The organism is Roseovarius atlanticus (assembly GCF_019802205.1).
Classification (GTDB): Bacteria; Pseudomonadota; Alphaproteobacteria; order Rhodobacterales; family Rhodobacteraceae; genus Roseovarius; species Roseovarius atlanticus_A.
The window spans coordinates 160,502-185,415 of record NZ_JAHVHQ010000004.1; the positions used below are offsets into that span (position 1 = coordinate 160,502).

Here is a 24,914-nt window from a genome sequence, read left to right on the forward strand (position 1 = left end):
ACTCGAAATGAGAACAAAAGGTGAATATCATGGGGGCCTGCCATGTTCACCGAATTGTCGATCACCTCCAATTTCACCTTCCTGACCGGGGCGTCGCACGCCGAGGAATACGTGGCGCGGGCGGCGGAGCTGGGGCTGGCGGGGCTGGCCATTGCCGATGAGAACTCGGTCGCGGGGGTGGTGCGCGCCCATGCGGCGGTGCGCGAGATCGCCCGCGTGGTGGCCGAGCGGGCGCGGATCGAGGCGCGCGACGGTCCCATCGGCCCGCCTGCACCGGAGCCGCGCGTGCCCGAGTGGGCGCATGTGCCGCGCTTCTACCCCGCCGCGCGGCTGGTGTTGCGCGAGGGGCTGGTGCTGACCGCGCTGCCCGAGACGCGGCAGGGCTGGGGGCGGCTGAGCCGGCTGATCAGCACCGGGCGGCTGCTGGTCGAGAAGGGGGAATGCGACCTGCGGCTGGAGGACCTGCTGGAGGGGATGGAGGAGATCGTTCTGCTATTGCACCCGCCGGAGGGGGCGTTGCGGGACTGGAAGCGGCTTGCGGGGCGGCTGGTGAAGGGTGTTGGTGGGCAGTGCTACCTGCTGATGGCGCCGCGCTATGACGGACAGGATGCGAAGCGGCTCAAACGGCTGGCGGTGCTGGCGGGGGAGTTGGGCGTGGAGACCGTCGCCTCGGCCCTGCCCGCGATGCACCATGCGCGGCGGCGGCGGTTGGCGGATGTGCTGACCGCGATAAGGCAGGGACGGCGGGTGGACCAGCTGGGCCGGGATGCGCTGGCCAATGGCGAGCAAAGATTGCGCTCGGAGGCGGAGATGCTGCGGCTGTTCGCGGGGCACGAGGAGGCGGTGCGGCGGACTGAACAGGTGGCGGCGCGGCTGCGGTTTTCGCTGGACGAGCTGCGGTATGAGTACCCCAGCGAGGTGTCGCAGGGGGAAACGGCGGCGGAGAGGCTGCGGCGGCTGGCGATGGAGGGGCTGCGCTGGCGCTATCCCGACGGCGCGCCGGAGCGGGTGCGGGGGATGATCGAGCACGAGCTGAGCCTGATCGCCAAGCTGAACTACGAGCCCTATTTCCTGACGGTGCGCGACGTGGTGGCCTTTGCCCGGTCGCGCGGGATCCTGTGCCAGGGGCGCGGGTCGGCGGCCAATTCGGTTGTCTGCTATTGCCTGGGCGTCACCTCGGTCAGTCCCGAGACCGGCACGATGGTGTTCGAACGCTTCGTCAGCGAGGCGCGCAACGAGCCGCCGGATATCGACGTGGATTTCGAACATGAGCGGCGCGAGGAGGTGATCCAGCATATCTACGAGCGCTATGGCCGGCACCGTGCGGGGCTGTGCGCCACGGTCATTCATTACCGGGGCAAGCGGGCCATCCGCGAGGTGGGCGCGGCGATGGGGCTGAGCCAGGACACGGTGGGGGCGCTCAGCTCGCAGTTATGGGGGTTCTTTGCGACCTCGGGCGCGGTGGAGCGGGAACGGATGCGCGAGATCGGGCTGGATCCCGACGACCGGCGGCTGCGCCAGACGATGGAGCTGGTGCGCGAGATCGAGGGGTTTCCGCGGCACCTGAGCCAGCATGTGGGCGGCTTCGTCATCACCGAGGGGCGGCTGGACGAGCTGGTGCCCGTGGAGAACGCCACGATGGAAGGCCGGACGGTGATCTGCTGGGACAAGGACGATATCGACGCGCTGGGCATTCTGAAGGTCGACGTGCTGGCGCTGGGGATGCTGAGCTGTCTGCGCAAGGCGTTCGACCTGATCGAGCAGCATCACGGGCAGGAACATACGCTGGCCTCGCTGCCGCCGGAGGACCCCAAGGTCTATGACATGCTGTGCGAGGCGGACACGATCGGAGTGTTCCAGGTGGAGTCGCGGGCGCAGATGAACTTCCTGCCCCGGATGCGGCCGAGATGCTTTTACGACCTGGTGATCGAGGTGGCGATCATCCGGCCGGGGCCGATCCAGGGCGACATGGTGCACCCCTATATCCGGCGACGGAACGGCGAGGAGACGGTGGAGTTTCCATCCGACGAGCTGGGCCGGGTGCTGGGCAAGACGCTTGGGGTGCCGCTCTTTCAGGAGCAGGCGATGCAGATCGCCATCATCGGGGCGGGGTTCACCCCCGAGGAGGCGGACCGGCTGCGCCGGTCGCTGGCGACGTTCAAGAAACACGGCAACGTGAGCGAGTTTCGCACGCGGTTCCTGCGCGGCATGCGGGCCAATGGCTATGACATGGAGTTCGCCGGACGGTGCTTTTCCCAGATCGAGGGGTTCGGCAGCTATGGTTTCCCCGAAAGCCACGCGGCCAGTTTCGCACTGCTGGTCTATGCCAGCGCCTGGGTCAAGCGGCACCATCCGGGGATATTCGCCTGTGCGCTGCTGAATGCGCAGCCGATGGGGTTTTACGCGCCGGCGCAGATCGTGCGGGACGCGCGGGAGCACGGGGTGGAGGTGCGGCCGGTCTGCATCAACGCCAGCTATTGGGACAACGCGATGGAGCCGGACGAGGCGGGCGGGCTGGCGCTGCGGCTGGGGTTCCGGCAGGTCAAGGGGATGGTGGAGGAGGACGCCCACTGGATCACCGCGGCGCGGGGCAACGGGTACCGCGAGGTGAGCGACGTGTGGCGCCGGGCGGGCGTGGCGCCCGAGGTGATGACGCGGTTGGCCGAGGCGGACGCCTTTGCCGGCATCGACGTGGCGCGGCGCGGGGCGCTGTGGGAGACGCATGCGATGGTGGGCAAGGAGGCGCTGCCGCTTTTCGCGGGGGACATGGAGGGCGAGGCGGTGTTCGAGCCTGCCGTTCACCTGCCCGCCATGACGACGGGCGAGGAGGTGGTGGAGGATTATGTCTCGATGCGGTTGTCGCTGAAGGCGCATCCGCTGGCCCTGTTGCGCGATCTGCTGACGCCTTCCGCCCCGGTGGATCGGGGCGATCCGTCGAAGCGGCAGAGCGCCGCGTTGGAGGCCGTGTCGCCCGGGACAGATGGCCGTGCTGCCTCCCGAGGGTCGTAGAAGGGCCATCGACGCGTCGAGGCGCAGTTTCGTGAGCCGGTCAAATCCAGCCGGGACCTGCTCTTGCACTTGCAGTTGTGGCGGCCGGGCTTCATAACGCAGCACCACTCAGCGGCGACGGAAAATCTTCATGCGAATGCTCGATACATTCATCAAGCCGATGCATCCGGAAGGCAGAAAGTTCGTTGCGATCTTTGCCGGTGCGACCCTCCTGTTGTTTTTCCTGTCCGACATCCTGGGGTGGATCGGCGTCGGGCTTACGGTCTGGTGTTATTACTTCTTCCGCGACCCCGAGCGCGTGCCGCCATCGCGAAGCGGGGTCATCGTCAGCCCTGCGGATGGCATCGTCTCGTTGATCGAGAAAGCGGTTCCCCCCGAAGAGCTTGGGATGTCCGGCGAGGCGTTGACCCGCATCAGCGTCTTCATGAGCGTGTTCAACTGCCATGTGAACCGGATGCCCGTCGGAGGCCGGATCGAAGCGGTCGCCTATCGCCCGGGCAAGTTCTTCAATGCCTCCTTGGACAAGGCCAGTGCCGACAACGAACGCAACAGCCTGCGCATCGCGATGCCCGACGGGCGGGATGTTGCCGTCGTGCAGATCGCGGGGCTGGTGGCGCGGCGGATCGTGTGTTTCGTCAAGGTGGGCGACTCCCTGTCGACCTCGGAAAGATTCGGGCTGATCCGGTTCGGCTCGAGGCTGGATGTCTATCTGCCCGACGGGGTTGTACCCCTGGTTCATGTGGGGCAGACCATGGTTGCCGGAGAAACAGTATTGGCCGACCTCACCTTGCCCGATGCCACGAGATAACCAGACCCCGCGGGACCGCGCCGGCAGGAACAGAAACGAAGCCGCGCTTGTCCAGTTGCTGCCCAACCTGATCACGCTTGCCGCGATCTGCGCGGGCATGACGTCGATCCGGTTCGCGGTTCAGGCGGATTACATGTTCGCGGTTCAACTGGTGCTGCTGGCCTGTGTGCTGGATGGCGTCGACGGCCGGGTCGCGCGTTTGCTGCGCAGCGACAGCAAGATCGGTGCGGAGCTCGATTCGCTCGCGGATTTCCTCAACTTCGGTATCGCGCCGCCGCTGATCCTGTATTTCTGGGGCTTGCAGGACATCCGCAGCGCGGCGTGGATATTCGTGCTTTTCTTCTCGGTCTGCTGCGTGATCCGGCTGGCCCGTTTCAATGTCGACCACAAGTCGGAGGATGCGCCCGGGTCGGCCAGCCACTTTTCGGGCGTCCCGTCGCCGGCGGGCGCGGTGTTGGTCATGATGCCGCTGTACCTGTCGTTTGCGTTCCAGAACGACAAGCTGCCGGGCCTTGCCATCTGCATCTACATGGTTTTCGTGGGCCTGTTGATGATCAGCGCCGTGCCGACGATGTCGCTCAAGGGCGTGACGATCTCGCGGGCGAACGTGAAGTTCTTCCTCGTCGGCGTTGTCCTGGCCGGGGCCGCTTTTTTTACGTTCACCTGGATTGCGCTGTTCGTGCTGTCCGCGTGCTATCTGCTTACGGTGGGATGGTCCGCGGTCGGCAAGGCGAGAGACCTCAGAAAGTAAGGAGAACGCATGGATATCGAGGCCGTCAAAACGTCCTACGCGCGGTGGGCCCCAATCTACGACAGGACATTCGGAGCGGTGACGAATGTCGGCCGGAAGCGTGCTGTCGATTATATCAACGCGCGCTCCGGGAGCGTTCTCGAAGTGGGCGTGGGCACGGGTCTTTCGCTCGAGCATTACGGCCCGGAGACGCAGATCAGCGGCATAGATTTCAGCGAGGACATGCTCGCCAAGGCGCGCGACAAGGTGGAGCGCCTGAATTTGGAGCATGTAAGGGAATTGCGGCAAATGGATGCCCGTGACCTCGATTTCCCGGACAATCATTTCGACACGGTCGCAGCGATGCATGTGCTGTCGGTCGTCCCCGAGCCCGAGCGCGTGATGCGCGAAATCGGCCGGGTCTGCAAACCGGGCGGCAAAGTGGTGATCACGAACCATTTCGTGCGCAAGACAGGCGCGCTTTCCGTTCTGGAGCGGGTGCTGGCGCCGGTGGCCAACGTGATCGGCTGGCATTCCGATTTCGAGATCGAAACCGTGCTTGGGTCGGAGTGTCTCAGGCTGGACGTGCAAAGGCCGTTGCCGCCCCTTGGCATGATGACGTTCCTGGTGTTGGAGAAAGCGCCGGAGCATTAGGGTACGGACGCACCGAGGCACACCCGAAGGTAATGGAGTTGGGGGTTGGGCCATGGATATTCGAAGCCGACTTTTGACGGCTTCCTGATCCGGCGCGCGACCGCTTTGCGTTCTCTGCGTCGGTCGTCGCGTTATCCGGCATCGAAGGCGGCGGCGGGCGGAACGGCCCGTCGTTTCCACGTCAGCACGATGATCGCGGTGACCGTGATCTGAACGGCTGCGAAGGCCACCAGTGCGGACAGAAGGCCCAGCATGTCGGCCAGGGCGCCGCTGGCGATCACCGGAAGCGAAAAGCCGAAATAGGCATAGACGAACAGGCCCGCCGTTGCCCTTGCCCGGTCGTCCGGCGCACGCAACGACACTTCTGCCAGGGCCGCGAGGTAGGTGAAGCCATAGCTTGCGGCGCTGGTGATACAGGTGCCGACGAGTACGAATGTCAGAACCTTCAGCCACACGCCGACCAGGAGGACGAGAAAGCCGAGCGGGATCAGGACGAACCCGAGGGCAAGCGCGCGGTCGTTGCTCATGCGCCGGGCCATCGGTTGGCACAGGAACCCCATGAAGATCGCCAGGAAGATGACGAGGCCCGTCCACCCCCCGAGATCGTTCGCGGCAAGCTCCAGCGGAATGACAGCGATGGTCATGCCGGTCGTGGACCAGGCCAATGCCATTGCGGCACCGAAGACCCAAGTGCCGGAGGGGAAGACCGGCAGGCGCAGGAGCGACACGGGGCGGGGCTTGTCGATCCGGGGAAGTCCGAGGGCGATCAGGGCGAGGACAGGCGCCGCCACGAACAGGACGATATAGCTGGCGGGCAGGAGCGTCGGCCCCTGCACCCCGAGGCTGATCCCCGTTGCCAGAGCGCCGCCGCCAAAGCCGAGCGATGTGGCGGAGGTCACGACAAGGGCGGCGTTCCTTGCACGGCCCGGGCCGAGAATTTCCGTCATGTAGGCCGTCCCGGCGGTTGTCGCCAGGCCCGTCCCGATCCCGAGCAGGACGCGCGCGACGACAAGACTTGCCCAGCTTGGCACCTGTACCAGAAGCGCCGTCGCCACGGTGCCCAGGATCAGCGCCAGCGCAATCGGGACCCGTCTGCCGATGCGGTCCGACAGCCCGCCGAGCAGCAACAGCGTCGGCAGGAGACCACCGACATAGGCCGCGAACGCGACCGTCACCGCCGTGGCCCCGACATCGCTTTGGGCGGCGTAGACCTCGTAGAGCGGAGCCTGAAGGTTGACGGCGAAGGTCACCGTGAAAAGCCCGAGAGCGAGCAGCGAAACCGGGAGGAGTCTGGACATGGGGCGCGGACCTCGAAGATTGACTTCAGACCGGCATGGCACGATGAATGTCGTAGGACAATTTTTCTATTGTACTAGATACAGTGAGGCCATGAAGAAAGCGCGATACATCCACCTTGCCGACATGCTCTCGACGGCGATCGAGGAGGGCAAGCTGGCCCCGGGCACGAAGCTGCCGACCCATCGCGCCTTTGCCGAACAGTTCAGCGTGGCCCTGGCCACGGCGACGCGTGTCTACAGCGAGGTTGAACGCAGGGGCCTGATCGTCGGCGAGGCCGGTCGCGGCACGTTCGTGCGCGATGTCGGGCTGCCCCCCACGCTGGGGGTCCGGCAGACGGCCAGCGATGGGCTCGTCGATCTTGTTTTCAACATGCCGGGGGACGCGGGCGATGCGGATATGTTGCGGGCGGGCCTGCGGCGGCTTGCGGCGGCGGGCGATCTTGAGGCGATGCTGCGGTACCAGCCGCACGGCGGCCGGGCGCACGAGCGCCGGGTCATTGCCGAAAGCCTTGCCGGAACCCTTGGCGCCATCGACCCCGACTGTCTTCTGGTCACGTCGGGCGGGCAGCACGGGCTGGCGACGGTCGCGCTCGGTCTTCTTCGGAGCGGCGACAGGGTCGCAATCGACACGCTGACCTATCCCGGCTTCAAGTCCGTCGCGGCGTTGCAGGGGCTGGATCTTGTTCCGGTCGAGGGGCGACATGGCGTGATGGACCCGGACGACCTGGAACGGCAGTGTCGCGCGCGCAAGGTGCGGGCGGTCTACCTGATGCCGACGGTTCACAACCCATTGGGGGCCGTCATGGACGAGGCGACGCGCCTGCGCCTGATCGAGATCGCGCGCGCGCATGATTTGTTGCTCATCGAGGACGCGGCCTATGCATTCCTGGAACCGGACCCTCCGCCCAGCCTCTTCGCGCTTGCACCGGAACGAACGGTCTATGTCGGTAGCTTTTCCAAGAGCCTCTCGACAGGGTTGCGCCTGGGCTACCTGGTCGCGCCCGAGACCCACACGGACGGATTGCTAGAAGCGATCAGGGCGACGACCTGGAACGCCCCGGCGTTGATATCCGGGTTGGTCACGGGCTGGATGGAGGACGGCACGCTTGCCAGCTCCGAAGCCACCCGGCGACGCGACGGTGCAGAGCGCCAGCGGCTCTGCCGGACGGTTCTTGGCGGTTCCCCTGTTCTGTCGCATCGCAACGCGGGCTTCGCCTGGTTGCCGCTTGAAAAGGGCGTTCGCGCCGAACCGATCGTCACACGGCTGAAGGCGCACGGAATTTCTGCGTCCGGCGCGGACCCGTTCGCAACCACCGTCGCGGCGCCACAGGCGTTGCGGCTTGCCTTCGGCGGGATTGCAATGGACGCGTTGACGGGAATTTTCCGGACGGTTCAGGACGCCGTCGATGCGGCGTCGGTATCGTAGGAGAGCCTTGATCGCTGACCCGCGTACAGGCAGGTCCTGAGTACCTTTCTGCCTTGGGACTTTATCGCTCGGCACCCGTTCGGCGGGCCCCTCCGGGGAACGGTGCAGGCGTCTGGTGCCGTGGGCCGGCCGGGCTGGCGTGGCGGGCAGGGCTGGTGTATGCGGCGCCCATGTCCGATTACGACCCGCCGATGACCCCGCTGGAGGTGCTGCACGAGGATCACGAGATCCTGGTGGTGGCCAAGCCGCCCGGCCTGCTGAGCGTGCCGGGCAAGGGGGAGCACCTTGCCGATTGCCTGCTGTCGCGGGTGCAGGAGGCGTTTCCCATGGCGCTGCTGGTGCATCGGCTGGACCGGGACACGTCCGGCGTGATGGTCTTTGCGCTGTCGCCCCATGCGCAGCGGCACCTTGGCCTGCAATTCGAGAAACGGCAGGTGAAGAAGATCTACGTGGCGCGGGTCTGGGGCCGGGTGGAAGAGCGGACCGGGACGGTGGACCTGCCGGTGATCGTGGACTGGCCGAACCGGCCGCGGCAGAAGGTGTGCCATGAGACCGGCAAGGCGGCGGTGACGGATTGGCGGGTGCAGCGATATGGAGATGGCGAGACCCGGATGCGGCTGATGCCGAAGACCGGGCGGAGCCACCAGTTGCGCGTGCATATGCAGGCATTGGGGCATCCGATTCTGGGGGACCCTTTCTATGCCGAGGGCGCGGCGCTGGAGCATGAGCGCCTGATGCTGCATTCCGAGGAGTTGCGGTTGCGGCATCCCGATGGCGGGGCGGGGATAGTGTTTCGTCAGAAAGCGCCGTTCTAGGACGCGTGGTGCGTGAAACTCAGGCGCGCAGCACGCGGTCGGTGAGGTTGAGGCGGTGCGCGATGATGGGCTTCAGCGTGGCGGCGAGGTGGGCATCGTCGGACTGTAGCTGTTCGAGTTCGTCGAGGCGGTTTGTGGCAATGAGCGTGAGCGCGTCGAGCCGTGGGGTGCCGTCGGGATGCCGGGGCAGGGCGGCGACGGTCTGGATGTGTTCGGGTTTGGGCGCGGGGGCCAGTTTCGTGACCTCGGACGCGGTGAGCGGGGTTTCGACGAAGGCGTAGAGTCCGACGCCTTTGGCGGGCAGGGCGAAGGTGCAGAGGGCGATGTCGGTGATCTGCGGATGGGCGAGCAGGGCCTTGCGCAGGGCGGGGCCGTCACGCTCCATCCGGTCCTCGGTGCCTTCGCCATCGGACCAATTCATCAGGCGGCGGGTAACGAAATTGTAGAGCCGCTTGCCGGTGGCCATCCAGACGCGGGACGGCAGGGATTTCTGCGCCAGCATGCGGTGCTCTGACGGGGTGAGCAGATCGGGCGCGTAGGCGCGTTTCTGTTTCAGCAGGTGGCGCAGGTCCTCGCGGGCCTTGAGACGGAAGAACTTGCCACGCCGGGGATGGACCGAGGCGAGCTGAAAGTCGATGACGGCGGCGCGGCCTTCGGGGGTCATCAGCCAGTTCTGCGGCTTGGCGATGTCGTTATGGGTGACCCCGGCGCGGCGCATTTCGCGCAAGAGGCGCCTGGCGTCCCGGTACCATGCGGGATCGGTGGGCTTGGCCAGGTGCAGAGGCGTGCCCTTGGTCCAGCTGCGCAAGAGGCCCACGTGGTCGGCGCGGATGAGGGTGGGGCAGCCTTCGATCCCCTGCACGGCGCGCAGGCCGCGGGTTTCGCGCGCAGCCAGCCAGCGCGAGAGAGGACGGGCGTAGAGCGGCACCGTGTCGAGCTTGCGCAGGACGACGGCGATGTCGGGATGGCCTTGGAGGTGGCCGGAGATGGTCTCGGAAAAGATATCGCGCTTGTGCACGGTTTCGGGCACGAAGACGGCCTGCGCGATATCGGGGGTGCTGGTCATGGGGGGTGTTTAGTGTGTTTCAGCGTGGGGGGGAAGGTGGGGTGGAACCCCACCCTACGGAAGTGTCCGGCGGTTTTTTCGCGGTGTGATGTGCGGGAGTCCGCCAGAAGCTGCCGCGCATCCAGCCGTCGGGGCGGCGGTCTATCGGGCGATCCGGTTGCGGGCGCCGCCCAAGCGGCGGTGGATGATGCGGTCAGCCTTCCCGGTCATCATCTGCCGCGAAGCCGCCACTGGCGGGCGCGGCACTGCGGCGCGACAGGCGCGAGACCGCCGAGCGGTAGCGGGCGCTGTGGAATTCGCGCACGAGCTTTTCGGTCCAGGAGGGATCGCCCGGCCGGGCGGCAGGGTCGTCGAGCTCTGGCCCGATATCGGCGAGGCCCGAGGGGTAGATCATCGCCGGGCGCAGGCCCGTGTGCCAGTGGGACTGGACGAAGGCATCGACGGGTCGGTCGAAAGGGTCGGACAGCGCCAGCAGCCGTGCGGCGGCGGCGCGGCTGACCATCTGGCCGGTAGCGCGCAGCCCGGCCTGTTGCGGCACCACGAGGCGGCAGTCGCGGAACGTGTCGACGAGATGCGAGGGGCCTTGCGGGGCGTTGGTCTGGAACTGGATGTAGCCGAGCGTTTCGATATGGGTCCGGGCGAGGCTGAGCGCGGCGTGAAACGTGTCGGGGTCGATCTCGGCGTCGTCCGCGAGGATCAGGGCGGCGCCCGCGTCGCGCCTCTGAAGCTCGGCCCAGATCTGGCGGTGCGAGAGGGTGCAGCCGATCTCGCCCGCCTTGAGGGGAAACGGGTACCCCGGCTCGAACAGTGCGGCCCCGACGCTGGCCGACAGGTCGGTGGAGGACATCGAGCCGCCGTCGACGGCGGGCCAGATCTCGGCCCTGAAGCCGCCGATGTCGCGGGCGTCGGCCAGCAGTGCCTGCGCGTTCTCTCGCCGGGCCGAAGCCCGGACGAGATGCAACACGAAGGCGTGGACCTCCATCCGCGTCAGGCGTCTTCGGTCCAGCCCGAGACCGCCTTGACCTCGAGGAAGTCCTCGAGCCCCCATTTGCCGCCTTCGCGCCCGTTGCCGGACTGTTTCATGCCGCCGAACGGCGAGCCCAAGCCGCGGCTTTGGCCGTTCATTTCCACCATGCCCGAGCGCAGGGCGCGGGCGCAGCGGTTGGCGCGGGCCGGATCCTGGGTCTGGACATAGTTCGTCAGGCCATAGGGCGTGTCGTTGGCGATGCGGAGGCCGTCCTCTTCGGTCTCGAAGGGGATGATCGACAGGACCGGGCCGAAGATTTCCTCGCGCGCGATGGTCATGTCGTTGTTGACATCGGCGAAGATCGTCGGCTTGACGAAGAACCCGCGGTTGAGCCCGTCGGGGCGGCCGGTGCCGCCGGCCACGAGGCGCGCGCCTTCGTCGATGCCTTTCTGGATCAGGTCCTGGATCTTGTTGAACTGGGTCTCGTTCACCACGGGGCCCATGTGCCGGCCTTCCTCGGACGCGGGGCCGACGGTGACCTTGCCCGCCGTTTCGGCAGCGGTCTCGACGGCCTGGTCGTAGATCTCGCGCTGCACCAGCATCCGGGTCGGCGCGTTGCAGGACTGGCCGGTGTTGTTCATGCAGTGCAGGACGCCGCGCTTGACGGCCTTGTCGTCGGCATCGGCGAAGATGAGGTTGGCACCCTTGCCGCCCAGTTCCAGCGAAACCCGCTTGAGCGTGTCGGCGGCGTTCTTGGAGATGAGCCGCCCGGCGCGCGAGGAGCCGGTGAAGGACACCATGTCGACGTCCGGATGGCCGGTGAGGGCATTGCCCGCGACCGCGCCGTCGCCGTTGACGAGGTTGAAGACGCCCTTGGGAAAGCCCGCCGCGTCGATCATCTCGGCGAAGAGCAGGGCCGAGAGGGGCGATTCCTCGGAGGGTTTGAGGATCATGGTGCAGCCCGCGAGCAGACCGGCGATGACCTTGAGCGAGATCTGGTTCATCGGCCAGTTCCACGGCGTGATCATGGTGACGACGCCCACGGCCTCGTGGATGATGCGGTCATTGGGGGCGTGATCGCCCAGGGGTTCGATCCAGTGAAATTCCGATGCGGCCTTGAGAATGGCGTCCATGTGGGACGACCCGGCGCCGACCTGTTGCGCGCGGGCAAGGTCGATGGGCGCGCCCATTTCCATGCTGATGGCGCGGGCCATGTCCTCGGCGCGGGATTTGTAGATCTCGCGCAGTTTCTCGACCAGGGCCATGCGCTCGGACACCGGGGTGGCCATCCAGCCCGGGAAGGCGGATTTGGCGGCGGCGACGGCGGCGTCGCAATCGGCCTCGCCGGCCAATGAGATCACCGCGCAGGGGTCTTCGGTCGAGGGGTCGATGACCTGGTGGTCGGTGCCCGCGACCGGGTCGACCCAGGCGCCGTCGATGTAGAATTGTTTCTTCTCGATCATGTCGCAGTCCTTTCGTCTGAGCCGCAGTGGGCATTTGGCGCGCAGATGACCATAGGGGGCGGACTGCCGCAAGTGGGTGGTGTTAATTTCGCGAACCCTTCCTATGTTGGGCACGAGGATTCGATTTGCAAAAGAAGGAGATGCCCCATGGCACTGCGGATCAACGATACCATTCCCGACCTGAAAGTGACCACCGACCAGGGCGAGTTCAGCCTGCATGACTGGATCGGCGACAGCTGGGCGATCCTGTTCTCGCATCCCAAGGATTTCACGCCGGTCTGCACCACCGAGTTCGGCGCCGTCGCACGGCTGGCCGACGAGTGGGAGAAGCGCGGCACCAAGGTGATCGGGGTCAGCGTCGACGGCGTGGAGGACCACAAGAAATGGAAGGGCGACATCGAGACGGCGGGCGGTGCCAAGCCGGGCTTTCCGATCATCGCCGATGACGGGCTGGAGGTGTCCAAGGCCTTCGACATGCTGCCTGCCGAGGCCTACCTGCCTGATGGCCGCACGCCCGCCGACAGCGCCACGGTGCGGTCGGTCTTCATCATCGGGCCGGACAAGCAGCTGAAGCTGACCATGACCTATCCGATGACGGTGGGCCGCAATTTTGGCGAGGTGCTGCGCGCGCTCGATGCGTTGCAGACCAGTGCCGGGCAGGGCGTGGCGACGCCCGCCGACTGGACCGTGGGGCAGGACGTGGTGATCCCGACCTCGGTCAGCGACGAGGACGCCAAGGCCAAGTTCGGGGAGTTCAACACGGTGCTGCCCTATCTGCGGATGGCGAAGCTGCCGGGCTGATCCGGCCGGGCGCTATTGAAATGTGCGGCTGCGCCGCGCAGGATATTGGGTCGGAGGGGCGCTGCCCCTCCGGTCGAAACCGGGGTTTCGACCTCCTCCCCGGGATATTTCCGGCCAGAGGAAGAGGCTGCGGGGGTGAGTCAGGTCAGCGCGTGAAGCTTTGAGCACCCTCGGGCTGGGCGATGCCCGAGCGCACGTCGGGGCGCAGGCGCAGGCCGCAACGTTCGATCATCCGGCAGGACGCCAGGTTGGTGGTACGGGCGAATTGCTGCACCCGCTCGGCGCCGAGATCGTCCACCGCCGCGCGCAGGGCAAGGGCATTGACCCGGACGCCGATGCCGCGTTTGCGCTGATCCTCGTGCACCGCCACGAGCCCGGCCCAGGCGGTGGCGTGATGCGGGCCATGGGCGTTGTAGGGAAAGTAGGCAAAGGCGGTGGCCGCGATGGCGCCGTCTGCCGGGTCGGTGAGCACGGCCAGCGCGGCAGGTCCCGTCCGACCCGAGAGCACCTGCGCCGGGTAGGGCGCGATGCCGCAGCGGGCGATGAAATCCTGCACCTTTTCGAAGAACGCAACATCGTCGGGGCCGGAGGGCGCGGCCGGCACCAGATCGTCCCGCGCCTGTCCGAGCGCGTCGTCGCAGGCGGCCCGGATCCTGTCGCGGGGGCCGTCGAACACGTCCCACCAGCTTATGGTGCAGCCGATCTCGGCCAGGCGGCGCTCGATGTCGGGGCAGTCTTCCTGCGGGGTCATGCGGAACGTGATCGCGCCCTGGTCGCGCAGGATTTGCTCGATCCTGTCCCAGCCGAAGCGGTCGGGGTCGTCCGTGCCGGCCATGCGGGCGGCGAAAACCGCGCCGGGTGTGTCGCGCAGCCTGTCCGCTGCCGCCAGTGTCGCCGCCTGCAACTTTTGTTGGGCTGCGCTGCCGTAAAGGCCGTTCACGGTGCCGGTCATGTAGTCCCCTTCGTCCCTTCGCCGGGATCACTTTAACACGGAACGGGCAGATCGGTACGGTCTTGTGCAGTGCGCGTCGGCGGTTGCCCGGCCTGTCGGTTATGGACAGGGCCCGGATTTTGCGCGACATAGCCGGGCATGTCGAAACGTGATGCATTCGGTATCGGGGGCGAGACGGTAAGGCCCGGAAGCCGCAAGACGGTGGACGTGCCGGTGAGCACCCTGTCGGACCATACGCCGGTGAGCCTGGCGGTGCACGTGATCCACGGGCGGCGGCCCGGGCCGGTGCTGTTCGTCTCGGCGGCGATCCATGGCGACGAGGTGATCGGGGTCGAGATCGTGCGGCGGCTGTTGCGCGCGGCCCCCCTGAAGGGCATGGCGGGCACGCTGCTGGCGGTGCCGATCGTCAACGGGTTCGGCTTTCACAACCATTCCCGGTACCTGCCGGACCGGCGCGACCTGAACCGCTGTTTCCCGGGGGGCGCGGAGGGCAGCATGGCCTCGCGGCTGGCGCATATCTTCATGGAGGAGGTGGTGCGGCGTGCGGATGTGGGGATCGACCTGCATTCGGCGGCGATTCACCGGACCAACCTGCCGCAGATCCGGCTGACGCCGGGCAACGAGCGTTTGAAATCCCTGGGCGAGGCCTTTGGCGCGCCGGTGATGATGGCCTCGAAGCTGCGCGAGGGCAGCTTGCGGCTGGCCGCCGAGGACGAGGGCGTGGATGTCCTGCTCTACGAAGGCGGCGAGGCACTGCGGTTCGACGAACTGGCCGTGCGGGCCGGGGTGAGCGGGTGTTTGCGGGTGATGCGGCGGCTGGGCATGATCGGGGCCAAGGGCGTGCCGAAGCGGCGCAGCGTGCCGGTGGTGGCGAACACGTCGCACTGGTACCGGGCGCCGGTGGGCGGTGTCTTTCGCGGCTACAAGGCGATCGGCGACGCGGTGGAGCCGGGCACGGTGCTGGGTGCTGTCAGCGATCCCATGGGCCAGACCGACCGGGAGGTGATCTGCGAGGAGGTGGGCATCGTGATCGGGCGGTCGAACATGCCGGCCGTCTACGAGGGCGAGGCGCTGTTTCATATCGCCGAGACGCCAAGGGCGGAACATGCCGCCGAGGGCGTGGCCGCGCATATGGAGGCCGCGCCGCTTTACGACGAGGACGAGATCATCTGAGCCGGGGTCTCAGGTCGTGTGGTCGCGGTTCTGGGGCAAAAGGAAGATCGACGTGGCCAGCAGGCTGAACACCAGCTCGTAGACTTCCCATTTGCGCGATACGTCGATGGCGGCGATCACGAGGCTGGCGGCCACGGCCAGGACCGCGTGGCGGGTGCTGGGCACCGGGGCGGCGATGCGGTCGGCGGTGCGTCTGATCCAGCCCACGCGCGGGTAGAGCAGCGGCAGTACGGCGAGGTAGAGCAGCAGGATCAGCGTCAGGATCGGGCCGAAGAGCGTCTTGGCGAGGTGGAAGTCGCCCCAGGGCGTGGGCACGATCAGGTTGTGCAGGTTGGTTTCCTGCTGCTTGTTGATCTCCTGGAAGGTTTCGCCGGTTTCCCAGCCGAAGATGCGCTGGCCCCAGGAAATCTCCTCGCCCGCGGCGAAAAAGAACAGCAGGCCGTAGAACAGCGTGCAGCCGAAGGCCAGGGTGAGGCCGCGCGCCTTGAGAGAGCGGGCGTTGCCGAACAGAACGATGCTGGCCAGGAACAGGAAGATTGCGGTGCCATATTCGACGATCCCGTCCTCGCGCGCGTAGGTCAGGGTGAAAAAGTCGGTGCTGTAGAAGTAGATGCCGACCGTAAGCACCAGGACGGCGACGACGATGCCGAGGATCAGTCTGTCGAGTTGCCGGATCGTGGAAAGGGTCATGGGACGCGTGCCTCTGGCGAAAGATCTGGCGCGGGAATAGGCGAGGCGCGGCGCCGCATCAAGCGCAAAGCCCGGCCGCGTGGCGAAGACCCGCCGGGATCAGGCGGTAACACGTTCGGGGCCGCCGGTGCTCATGGAGGTGCCGATATAGGGTTTGCCGGCCTCTTTCCATGCGCCGAAGCCGCCCTCCATGTGGGCGATGCGGTCGAGGCCGGCGTCGATCGCCGCGCGGGCCATCTTTTCCGAGCGCACGCCCGAGCCGCAATGCAGGACGATACGCTTGTCGGACTGGCCGGGCAGCTTCTGCGCGTCGAAGAAGGGCATGGGAAAGAGCATGGCGCCCTCGATATGCTGGAAGGCGTACTCGGGGATCGTGCGGACGTCGATCAGGACGATCTCGTTCGCGGCGAAGGCGTCGGCGACCTCGGTGACGGTCCAGGTCTCGAACGTGGCGGCGCCGATGGTTTCGGATTGCATGGTATGGCCTTCCTCGGGCTTGGTGTCTGGACGAGAAACGAGGGTGTTGCGCTGCGGGTTCCCGGCGCGTTCCGGAGCCGTGAGTGTCGTGGCGATCCGGATCGTGAGAAAAAGCACCGTCGGATGCTTTCAAAGGTGCACTCGAACCTAGCAGAATCGGACATGGGCATGCTAGGTATTGCGGTATGAATGAAATCAGCCCCAATATAAGCCAGGAACGGCCTGTCATCCGGCAGCTGGAGGAGACGGCGATCAACCGCATTGCCGCCGGTGAGGTGGTGGAGCGCCCGGCCTCGGCTGTCAAGGAACTGGTGGAGAATGCGCTGGATGCGGGTGCCCGCCGGGTCGATGTGGACATTGCCGATGGGGGCAAGACGCTGATCCGCGTGCGGGACGACGGCTGCGGGATGACCGGGGAGGAGTTGCCGCTGGCGCTATGTCGGCACGCGACGTCGAAGATCGACGGGTCGGACCTTTTGAACATCCATTCCTTCGGGTTTCGGGGCGAGGCGTTGCCGAGCCTGGGGTCGGTCGGGCGTCTGACGATCACCAGCCGGGCGCAGGGGTTCGACGGGGTCGAGATCACGGTGGCTGGCGGCGGGATCGGCGCGGTGAAGCCCGCGGCGCTGAACCGGGGCACGGTGGTGGAGCTGCGTGACCTCTTTTACGCCACGCCCGCGCGGTTGAAATTCATGCGCACCGACCGGGCCGAGGCGCAGGCGGTGGGCGACGTGATCAAGCGGCTGGCGATGGCGGAGCCGTTCGTCAGTTTTACCCTGCGCGACGTGAGCGAGGGGCGCGAGCCGCGCACGGTGTTTCGCGCCGACGCCGAGAGTGGCGACTTGTTCGATGCGCTGCACGGGCGGTTGGGCCAGGTTCTGGGACGGGAGTTCGCCGAGAACGCGCTGCGGATCGAGGCCGAGCGCGAGGGGATCGCGATGACCGGCTATGCCGCGTTGCCGACCTATTCGCGGGGGTCCTCGGTGGCGCAGTACCTGTTCGTCAACGGGCGGCCGGTGCGGGACAAGATGCTCTATGGCGCGCTCAGGGCGGCGTATCACGATTTCCTCAGCCGGGATCGGCATCCGGCGGCGGCGCTGTTCCTGGAATGCGACCCGAAGCTGGTGGATGTGAACGTGCATCCGGCAAAATCCGAGGTGCGGTTCCGCGATCCGGGCGTGGCGCGGGGGCTGCTGGTGTCGGGGCTGCGTCATGCGCTGGCGGAGGCAGGGCACCGGGCCTCGACCACCGTGGCGGGGGCGACACTGGGCGCGATGCGGCCCGAGCCAGTGCCACAGGCGGGCGGCGCACGGGTCTACCAGATGGACCGGCCCGGGGCGTCGGCGCGGGCGGCAAGCTACCGGATGCAGGCGCCGGAGGCGGGCTTTGCGGAAATGCAGAGCGCATATTCTGGCCGGGTCGAGCCGGAGGTGGTGGAGACTGCTGAAGACGTCGTGGCGCCGCAATCGCTGCCGCTGGGCGCGGCGCGGGCGCAGGTGCACGAGAATTACATCGTGGCGCAGACCGAGACCGGGATGGTGATCGTGGATCAGCACGCGGCGCATGAGCGGCTGGTTTACGAGAAACTGAAGCGGCAGATGGCCGAGAATGGTGTTGCCAGCCAGGCGCTGTTGATCCCCGAGATCGTGGAGTTGAGCAGCGGCGAGGCGGGCATTCTGCTGGACATGGCCGAGGACCTGGCGCGGCTGGGGCTGGTGATCGAGGCGTTCGGGCCGGGCAGCATCGCGGTGCGCGAGACGCCGGCGATCCTGGGGCCGTGCGACGCGGGCAAGATGCTGCGCGACGTGCTGGACGAGCTGGCCGATATGGGCGAAGCGCTGCACGTGCAGGCGAAGATCGAGGCGATCCTGAGCCGGGTGGCCTGCCACGGCTCGATCCGGTCGGGGCGTCGCATGAGCGGGGAAGAGATGAATGCGCTGTTGCGCGAGATGGAGGCGACGCCGCATTCCGGGCAGTGCAACCACGGGCGGCCCACTTACGTGGAGCTGAAGCTGAGCGATATCGAGCGGCTGTTCGGGCGGACATGATTACGATTGGCGACACAGTCTATCAGTTGGACGATCCTCTGGTGATGGCGGCACTGGCGGCGGGGGCCGTCGTGTTGCTGATCCTGCTCTTGGTGATCCTGGCGCTGCGGGCGGCGGGGCGGACGGCGCGGGCGACGGAGCCGCTGGCACAGCAATTGGGACATTTGGGGCAGAACGTGCAGAGCCTGGCCAACGGGCAGGAAGGGCTGCGAAGTTCGCTTCAGATGGTGAGCGACACCGCGACCAGCGGGCAGACCCAGCTGGCGCAGATGGTCGAGCAGCGGCTGGCGGGGGTTCAGCAGCAGATGCAGGACCGACTGGCGGACAATGCGATGCGCAGCCAGCGGGCGCTGACAGAGATGCAGGAGCGGATGCGCGAGACGCTGCATGGCTCGTCCAAGCAGACCACCAACAGCCTGACCGCGCTTCAGGAGCGCCTTTCGGCCATCGACAAGGCGCAGGACAATATCACGAAGTTATCCGGCGATGTGCTGAGCTTGCAGGATATCCTGTCGAACAAGCAGACGCGCGGGGCGTTCGGTGAGATCCAGTTGACCGATATCGTCACCAAGGCGATGCCTTCGGACAGCTATTCGCTGCAGGCGACCCTGTCGAACGGGCGGCGGGCGGATTGCCTGATCCACCTGCCGAACCCGCCGGGGCCGATCGCCATCGACAGCAAGTTCCCGCTGGAAGCCTACGAGGCGCTGCGCAATGCCAAGAGCGATTACGAGGTCAACGAGGCGGCGAAGTTCCTGCGGACCTCGGTGAAGAAGCACATCAGGGATATTTCCGACAAGTATATCCTGGATGGCGAGACGGCGGATGGCGCGCTGATGTTCCTGCCGTCCGAGGCGGTCTATGCCGAGCTGCACGCCAATCTCCCGGAACTGGTGCGCGAGGGCTTCGCCCAGAAGGTCTGGATCGTGTCGCCCACCACCTGCATGGCCACGTTGAACACGATGCGCGCGATCCTGAAGGATGCGCGGATGCGCGAACAGGCGGGAGCCATTCGCAAGATGCTGGGGCAGCTGCACCGCGATGTGGAACTGGTGCTGGAACGCGCGGGCAAGCTGGAGACGCATTTCGACCAGGCGCGGCGGGACGTGGAGGGGATTTCAACCGCGGCCGAGCGCGCGGGGAAACGGGCGGCCAAGCTGGACAACTTCGACTTCGAGGAGCTGGCGCCGGAAGACCCGGTGAACGTGGTGAAGCTGGGCAAGGACGGCTAGTCGGCGGTCAGGCGTGGCAGCGAAAGTCCGAAATGAGCCCGCACTGACTACTGTCGCGAAACCGACTTGAGGCCCAACAAGATCGCCGCAACGATCATGAAGCTGCCTCCGATGCGTTCGATCCAGACTTTTGCAGCCCCTTTGAATCGAGCCGCGATCCAACTTGCCCCGGCCCCGTAAGCTGAAAGAAACAGCCCATCCATGATAATGTAAGTTGCGGACAAAATGAGAAACTGAGACCAGAAAGAGTGGTCAGCGGCTATGAACTGCGGAAAAAGAGCTGCAAAGAAGACAACAGCCTTGGGGTTGGCTGCCGACGTAAGGAATCCTTGCATCCAGAGATTGCCGAGTGACACGTTTCGTCCAGTGTCATTGGCTAGGGCACTACCGGGTTTTGCTCTTCTTATCATGCGGATGCCGAGCCAGATCAGGTAAGCAACTCCAGCCCACTTGATAAATGCAAGCGCAGCACCCGATGCCGCGATGATCGCAGCCAGACCCAAACCTGCCGCCAGCATTTGCAGAGAATTCGCAGAAAGATCACCCGCCGCGGTTGCGAGTGACCTCCGAAATCCATGAGCACCGCTATTGGACAACATAAGAAGCTGGCTCGGCCCTGGCGTGCTCATCAAGGCAAGTACGGTTGCCGCGTAGATCGTCCAGATTTCAAATGTCATAGGTCGCTCCCAATTTGCCCTTGCAAGCTATCATCTGTTCAGAAAATGACCACCTCAACCAGACGGCAGCTCCGTCCGCAATTGCGACCTTCATGCACCTTGCGGAGAAAGTCTGGTTCGAGCCCCAAGCCGGTTAACAGCCGCGAAGCGGCCCGGCCATCGTCAGCCCCTCCCTTGGGCTGGCGATTTGGCTGAGGCTGGGCGCACCGATCATTCCGAGGATGTGTTTGGCAGGCATAAAGTGCTTCCTATTTGCCGTCGGATCGCCACCCCAGGGGCTGACGATAGCCTCCGTCTGGAACGGCAGCAAAGTCCCGCGAAGCGGACCTACATCGTTTCCAGGCAGTGCCGGCGGAAGGCGCGTTTGAGCATGTCGAGCTCTTCGCGCAGGAGCGTCACCTCGGCGCGGATGTCATAGGCCAGCGCATCGCCTGAAACGATGGAGAAGCTGCCGAGGGCGGTGCCGGTCTGCTTGTCGGAAATCAGGAAGGTCTGCACCCCGTCTGCGATGCGGTCGGCGGGGATGGGGACCCGCAGGACCCAGGCCTGTTCCTCGGGTTTCTCGACGACCTCGACCCCGGCGATGCTGTCTTGCAGGTGCGTGACCGACACGTCCGGGCGGCGGTCGCCGGCGCCGGTGATGACCCCTTCCCAGACGCCTTCGAAGAGGCGCGTCTTGGTCAATGTCAGCTCTTGCATCGGTGTCCTCCTAGAATTCCGCGCGGGGCCGGCGGCTGAAGGTGAGGTCGCGCAGGATGACCTGGCTCATCTGGGGGTTCTCGAAAATCAGGTCGATCCAGGCCCGCTCGATCCGCTTTTCGTTCAGCTTGGAATAGGCCAGGTCGAACTCGACCATGATCTCTTCTTCGTGCAGCGGCAGTTCGCGCACGATCTGTTCGGTATTCGGACCGTGCTTGATGTTGAGCCGCGCGAAGATCTCCAGCGGCTTTTCCATCTCGACGATGGTGTCCATGCGGATCAGGTGACGCTGCTGTAGGCCACGGACCGCCGCCTCGGGCAGGTCGAGCACGAGCGACAGGAAGGAGCCATCGAAGCTGAAGACGTCCATGCGCAGGCCGAAAGGCGCGAGATCGGCCTCGCGGGTGTTGCGCAGCTGGCGCAGGGTCAGTTCGGAATGTTGGCAGTCGTGAAACAGTGTCAGCTCGTGACCCAGTTGCGTCTTGCTGAGGACAGAGGATCGCCCCGGCACGGCCAGCGGTTCGCGCCAGATCGCGGGGCGCCAAGACCAGTCGGTGCCGTGTGGCTTGGGGAAGGCGTGGCTGCCGATCATCGGCAGGGCCAGCCGGTTGTCGGCGTGGCTGATCAGCTCGTTGAGATGGTAGCGCAGCTTGCGTGCTTCGGAGCGTTCGGCGCGAAGCTGTTCCAGCGTCATCGAGGTGGCGTCGCGAACGGTTTGCCGCCATCGCCGCAGGTCGCGCCGATGGGCCAGCCAATCCAGTCCTGAACGTTTCAGCCCCATCTGCGTGGATCAATCCCGTCTGGTCGTGCCACAATCTGCCCCTCTGGAGGTTTTCATAGCATTAACCTGAGTTTCGAAACAATCCATTGCTTGCCTCGGCTTACTGCGCACTGGCGCTCCGCAAGGCGCGGGCGAGATCGGTTATGAAGCGGCGGCCGGAGGCGCCGGCAAGGGTGCTGCCGCGCGGTGTGTAGACCGCGAGGCTGACGAAATGGTCGTTGATGACCATGCCGCCGCGCCAGTAGCGCGGGTCGCCGCCGGGCAGGGCCAGTTCGCCGCCTGCGTCCAGATGCACCAGCGCGAGGCCGTCGGTATCTATCGCGGCCAGCGGTTTCTTCGGGACGGCGCTGGCGGCGATGGTCGCCGCGGTGGGCTGCGCGCGGCCCGGCTGCTTGTCCGCGACATTGACCACGATCAGGGCCAGGGGAACGGTGACGCCCGGCTCTCCGCTGAGCGACTCGCAACTGCCCAGGAGCACGAGGCGATTGGAGGGCTGGCGACGGACGCTGTCGGCGTCGACGCAATAGCCGCGCGGGCCGCGCACCACCACGTCGCCATCGTAGAGCGCCAGTGCCTTGACCACGTTGGGTTCGTCGGACGTACCGCCCGGCCCGAGATCGCCGCAGGCGGCCAGCGACCACAGGAGGGCCGCCAGCCAGATTGGTCGTAGGACGCGCACGGGCAGGCTCAGAGGTCCGCGTAGACGTGACGCTCGGCCTCGGCGCCGGGATGGGTGACCGCGCCCTTGTAGGTCTCGCCCACCAGCTGGGCGTATTTCCAGAGCGCACCGGAGGCGTAGATCGTCTCGCGCGGGCCGGGCCAGTCTTTCTTGCGGGCTTCCAGTTCCTCGTCGCTGAGGTCCACCGAAAGCTCGCCCTTGATGGCGTCGATGGTGATCATGTCGCCATTCTTGAGCATCGCGATGGGGCCGCCATGGGCCGCTTCGGGGCCGACGTGACCCACGCAGAAGCCGCGCGTGGCGCCCGAGAACCGCCCATCGGTGATGAGAGCGACCTTCTTGCCCATGCCTTGCCCGGACAGTGCGGCGGTGGTGGCCAGCATCTCGCGCATGCCGGGGCCGCCGGCAGGGCCCTCATTGCGGATGACGATGACTTCGCCTTCCTTGTATTCGCGTTTCTGAACGGCGGCGAAGGCGTCTTCCTCGCATTCGAAAACGCGGGCGGGGCCAGTGAAGACCTGGTGCTCGGGCGCGATGCCCGCGACCTTCACGATGGCGCCCTGGGGGGCGATGTTGCCCTTGAGGCCGACGACGCCGCCGGTCTTGGTGAGCGGCGTGTCGATGGAGTAGATCACCTTGCCGTCGGCCTTGCGCTCGATGCGGTCCAGTTCCTCGCCGATGGACCGCCCGGTGGCGGTCATGCAGTCCTCGTGAATGAGGCCGGCCTTGCGCAGCTCCTTCATCACCACGGGGATGCCGCCGGCGTCGTAAAGGTCCTTGGCGACGTACTGACCGCCCGGCTTGAGGTCGACGAAATAGGGCGTGTCGCGGAATATCTCGCAGACATCGTCGAGGTAGAACTCGATCCCGGCCTCGTGCGCGATGGCGGGCAGGTGCAGGCCGGCATTGGTGGAGCCGCCGGTGCAGGCGACGACGCGCGCGGCGTTTTCCATCGACTTGCGGGTGACCACGTCGCGGGCGCGGATGTTCTTTTCAAGCAGGTCCATGACCGCGCGGCCCGACGCCTCGGCGTACTGGTCGCGGGATTCATATGGCGCGGGCATGCCGGAGGAGTTCATCAGGGCAAGGCCGATCGCCTCGGAGACGCAAGCCATGGTGTTGGCGGTGAACTGGCCGCCGCAGGCCCCCGCGGAGGGACACGCCACGCGTTCGAGCGTATCGAGCGCCTTGTCGGACATGGTGCCGTTCTGGTTCCAGCCCACGGCCTCGAACATGTCCTGCACGGTCAGGTCGCGGGTGCGGAATTCCTCGGGGATCTCGTCGATCTGGGGCGCCTTGCCCGGCAGGATCGAGCCGCCGTAGATGAAGACCGACGGCACGTTGAGACGCACCATGGCCATCATCATGCCGGGCAGCGACTTGTCACACCCGGCAAGGCCGACGATGGCGTCATAGCAATGGCCGCGCATGGTCAGCTCGACCGTGTCGGCGATGGCCTCGCGGCTGGCGAGCGAGGAGCGCATCCCCTCGTGGCCCATGGCGATGCCGTCGGTCACGGTGATCGTGGTGAATTCGCGGGGGGAGCCCTTGGCCTCTTTCACGCCGCCCTTGACGGCCTGGGCCTGGCGGTTGAGCGCGATGTTGCAGGGCGCGGCCTCGTTCCAGCAGGTGGCGACGCCGACGAGAGGCTGGTGGATCTCTTCCTCGGTCATGCCCATCGCGTAATAGTACGAGCGGTGCGGCGCGCGCGCGGGCCCTTCGGTCACGTGGCGGCTGGGCAGTTTGCTTTTGTCGAATTTGGTCATCTGGGCCTCCCCTGAAATCTTCGGATCCGGTCTAGGCCAGAGCCGCGACGGGGGCAAGCATTCGCGCGGGCAAAGTTCAGCGCGGCGGCGTGGCCATTGCCGCCACTGGGGCGTGGCGGTGACACGTGACGACGTGGTCGTTGACCATGCCCACGGCCTGCATGAAGGCGTAGACGATGGTCGGACCGCAGAATTTGAAGCCGCGTTTCTTCAAATCCTTCGAAATTGCGCGGGATATTTCGGTTTCGGTCGGCACCTCGGCCAGGCTGGTCCATCGGTTCTGTAGCGGCGCACCGCCCATCCATAACCACAGATAGGTGTCGAACCCCTGTTCGGCCTCGATCTCCTGCCAGGCGCGGGCATTGGTGATGGTGGCCTCGATCTTGCCGCGGTGGCGGATGATGCCGGGATCGCCAAGAAGGCGCTGCACGTCGCCCTCGCCCCACGTGGCGATGAGATGCGGGTCAAAGCCTTGGAATGCCGCGCGAAAATTGTCGCGCTTCTTCAGGATGGTGATCCAGCTGAGGCCGGCCTGAAAGCCGTCGAGAATGAGCTTTTCCCACAGCGCGCGGCTGTCCCATTCGGGCACGCCCCATTCGGTGTCGTGATAGGCCTCGTAGATCGGATCGGTGCCGACCCAGCCGCATCTTTCCATGGTTCAAGACCCCCGGTTTCGCCTGTTTCGGACAGTATGACTCAAATG

23 protein-coding genes are annotated in these 24,914 nt (G+C 66.1%); 10 read left to right on the forward strand and 13 right to left on the reverse strand.

Annotation, left to right across the window (positions count from 1 at the left end):
* Positions 1-42: 42 nt before the first annotated feature.
* From KUV49_RS17370 to KUV49_RS17385, 4 genes are all read left to right on the forward strand, one after another.
* The gene (locus KUV49_RS17370) at positions 43-3,009 is read left to right on the forward strand and encodes an error-prone DNA polymerase (protein WP_222452238.1); all 2,967 of its coding nucleotides are present in this window, start codon (positions 43-45) and stop codon (positions 3,007-3,009) included.
* A gap of 130 nt (positions 3,010-3,139) precedes the next feature.
* Positions 3,140-3,817 (forward strand): phosphatidylserine decarboxylase, encoded by a 678-nt coding sequence (locus KUV49_RS17375; protein WP_410000780.1) that lies wholly within the window; start codon positions 3,140-3,142, stop codon positions 3,815-3,817.
* Positions 3,804-4,568, forward strand: a complete 765-nt coding sequence (gene pssA / locus KUV49_RS17380) for a CDP-diacylglycerol--serine O-phosphatidyltransferase (RefSeq protein WP_222452239.1) — start codon at positions 3,804-3,806, stop codon at positions 4,566-4,568. The genes KUV49_RS17375 and pssA overlap by 14 nt, the downstream gene beginning before the upstream one ends.
* Positions 4,569-4,577: 9 nt before the next feature.
* Positions 4,578-5,201, forward strand: coding sequence for a class I SAM-dependent methyltransferase (locus KUV49_RS17385; protein ID WP_222452240.1), 624 nt, complete (start codon positions 4,578-4,580; stop codon positions 5,199-5,201).
* A 131-nt stretch (positions 5,202-5,332) separates the two neighbouring features.
* Here KUV49_RS17385 and KUV49_RS17390 read toward each other — a convergent pair whose 3' ends face one another.
* Positions 5,333-6,499, reverse strand: coding sequence for an MFS transporter (locus tag KUV49_RS17390; RefSeq protein WP_222452241.1), 1,167 nt, complete (start codon positions 6,497-6,499; stop codon positions 5,333-5,335).
* 91 nt (positions 6,500-6,590) lie between these two features.
* On the opposite strand from KUV49_RS17390, the gene KUV49_RS17395 reads away from it, so the two are divergent.
* Together KUV49_RS17395 and KUV49_RS17400 are read left to right on the forward strand one after the other, a co-directional pair.
* Positions 6,591-7,925, forward strand: a complete 1,335-nt coding sequence (locus tag KUV49_RS17395; RefSeq protein WP_222452242.1) for a PLP-dependent aminotransferase family protein — start codon at positions 6,591-6,593, stop codon at positions 7,923-7,925.
* 170 nt (positions 7,926-8,095) lie between these two features.
* Positions 8,096-8,740 (forward strand): pseudouridine synthase, encoded by a 645-nt coding sequence (locus KUV49_RS17400; protein WP_222452243.1) that lies wholly within the window; start codon positions 8,096-8,098, stop codon positions 8,738-8,740.
* A 19-nt stretch (positions 8,741-8,759) separates the two neighbouring features.
* Here KUV49_RS17400 and KUV49_RS17405 read toward each other — a convergent pair whose 3' ends face one another.
* The 3 genes from KUV49_RS17405 to KUV49_RS17415 all read right to left on the reverse strand — a co-directional run bounded on the left by KUV49_RS17405 (position 8,760) and on the right by KUV49_RS17415 (position 12,236).
* Positions 8,760-9,806: a phosphotransferase gene (locus KUV49_RS17405; protein ID WP_222452244.1), complete on the reverse strand. Its 1,047-nt coding sequence runs from the start codon at positions 9,804-9,806 to the stop codon at positions 8,760-8,762.
* Between the two features lie 193 nt (positions 9,807-9,999).
* Positions 10,000-10,770 (reverse strand): glycosyltransferase family 25 protein, encoded by a 771-nt coding sequence (locus KUV49_RS17410; protein WP_315899561.1) that lies wholly within the window; start codon positions 10,768-10,770, stop codon positions 10,000-10,002.
* Between the two features lie 23 nt (positions 10,771-10,793).
* Positions 10,794-12,236 carry an aldehyde dehydrogenase family protein gene (locus KUV49_RS17415; RefSeq protein ID WP_222452246.1) on the reverse strand — a complete coding sequence of 481 codons (1,443 nt, stop codon included), beginning with the start codon at positions 12,234-12,236 and terminating at the stop codon, positions 10,794-10,796.
* 147 nt (positions 12,237-12,383) lie between these two features.
* On the opposite strand from KUV49_RS17415, the gene KUV49_RS17420 reads away from it, so the two are divergent.
* Positions 12,384-13,037 carry a peroxiredoxin gene (locus KUV49_RS17420; protein ID WP_152497281.1) on the forward strand — a complete coding sequence of 218 codons (654 nt, stop codon included), beginning with the start codon at positions 12,384-12,386 and terminating at the stop codon, positions 13,035-13,037.
* A gap of 145 nt (positions 13,038-13,182) precedes the next feature.
* Here the strand turns inward: KUV49_RS17420 and KUV49_RS17425 are convergent, their stop codons facing one another.
* Positions 13,183-13,989, reverse strand: coding sequence for a GNAT family N-acetyltransferase (locus KUV49_RS17425; protein ID WP_222452247.1), 807 nt, complete (start codon positions 13,987-13,989; stop codon positions 13,183-13,185).
* Positions 13,990-14,127: 138 nt separating this feature from the next.
* On the opposite strand from KUV49_RS17425, the gene KUV49_RS17430 reads away from it, so the two are divergent.
* Positions 14,128-15,162, forward strand: coding sequence for a succinylglutamate desuccinylase/aspartoacylase family protein (locus KUV49_RS17430; protein WP_222452248.1), 1,035 nt, complete (start codon positions 14,128-14,130; stop codon positions 15,160-15,162).
* A 9-nt stretch (positions 15,163-15,171) separates the two neighbouring features.
* Here KUV49_RS17430 and KUV49_RS17435 read toward each other — a convergent pair whose 3' ends face one another.
* Entirely contained in the window at positions 15,172-15,852 is a 681-nt protein-coding gene (locus tag KUV49_RS17435; RefSeq protein ID WP_222452249.1) for a hypothetical protein, read from the reverse strand.
* A 99-nt stretch (positions 15,853-15,951) separates the two neighbouring features.
* The gene (locus tag KUV49_RS17440; protein WP_315899562.1) at positions 15,952-16,446 is read right to left on the reverse strand and encodes a rhodanese-like domain-containing protein; all 495 of its coding nucleotides are present in this window, start codon (positions 16,444-16,446) and stop codon (positions 15,952-15,954) included.
* Positions 16,447-16,514: 68 nt separating this feature from the next.
* On the opposite strand from KUV49_RS17440, the gene mutL reads away from it, so the two are divergent.
* Together mutL and KUV49_RS17450 are read left to right on the forward strand one after the other, a co-directional pair.
* Complete coding sequence (gene mutL, locus KUV49_RS17445; RefSeq protein ID WP_222452250.1) at positions 16,515-18,377, forward strand: DNA mismatch repair endonuclease MutL; 1,863 nt, start codon at positions 16,515-16,517, stop codon at positions 18,375-18,377.
* A complete protein-coding gene (locus KUV49_RS17450) occupies positions 18,374-19,609 on the forward strand; it encodes a DNA recombination protein RmuC (protein ID WP_222452251.1) in 1,236 nt (411 codons plus the stop codon). Before mutL ends, KUV49_RS17450 begins: the two co-directional genes overlap by 4 nt.
* 47 nt (positions 19,610-19,656) lie before the next feature.
* On the opposite strand, the gene KUV49_RS17455 is transcribed toward KUV49_RS17450, so the two are convergent.
* The 6 genes from KUV49_RS17455 to KUV49_RS17480 form a co-directional block, all read right to left on the reverse strand.
* Positions 19,657-20,286 carry a LysE family translocator gene (locus KUV49_RS17455; protein WP_222452252.1) on the reverse strand — a complete coding sequence of 210 codons (630 nt, stop codon included), beginning with the start codon at positions 20,284-20,286 and terminating at the stop codon, positions 19,657-19,659.
* 327 nt (positions 20,287-20,613) lie between these two features.
* Entirely contained in the window at positions 20,614-20,985 is a 372-nt protein-coding gene (locus KUV49_RS17460) for a hypothetical protein (protein WP_152493890.1), read from the reverse strand.
* Positions 20,986-20,995: 10 nt separating this feature from the next.
* Positions 20,996-21,766, reverse strand: coding sequence for a DUF6478 family protein (locus KUV49_RS17465; protein WP_222452253.1), 771 nt, complete (start codon positions 21,764-21,766; stop codon positions 20,996-20,998).
* A 100-nt stretch (positions 21,767-21,866) separates the two neighbouring features.
* Positions 21,867-22,445 (reverse strand): hypothetical protein, encoded by a 579-nt coding sequence (locus tag KUV49_RS17470; RefSeq protein WP_222452254.1) that lies wholly within the window; start codon positions 22,443-22,445, stop codon positions 21,867-21,869.
* A gap of 8 nt (positions 22,446-22,453) precedes the next feature.
* Positions 22,454-24,211 carry a dihydroxy-acid dehydratase gene (ilvD, locus tag KUV49_RS17475; RefSeq protein WP_222452255.1) on the reverse strand — a complete coding sequence of 586 codons (1,758 nt, stop codon included), beginning with the start codon at positions 24,209-24,211 and terminating at the stop codon, positions 22,454-22,456.
* A gap of 76 nt (positions 24,212-24,287) precedes the next feature.
* Positions 24,288-24,866 (reverse strand): DNA-3-methyladenine glycosylase I, encoded by a 579-nt coding sequence (locus KUV49_RS17480; protein WP_222452256.1) that lies wholly within the window; start codon positions 24,864-24,866, stop codon positions 24,288-24,290.
* Between the last annotated feature and the right edge of the window lie 48 nt (positions 24,867-24,914).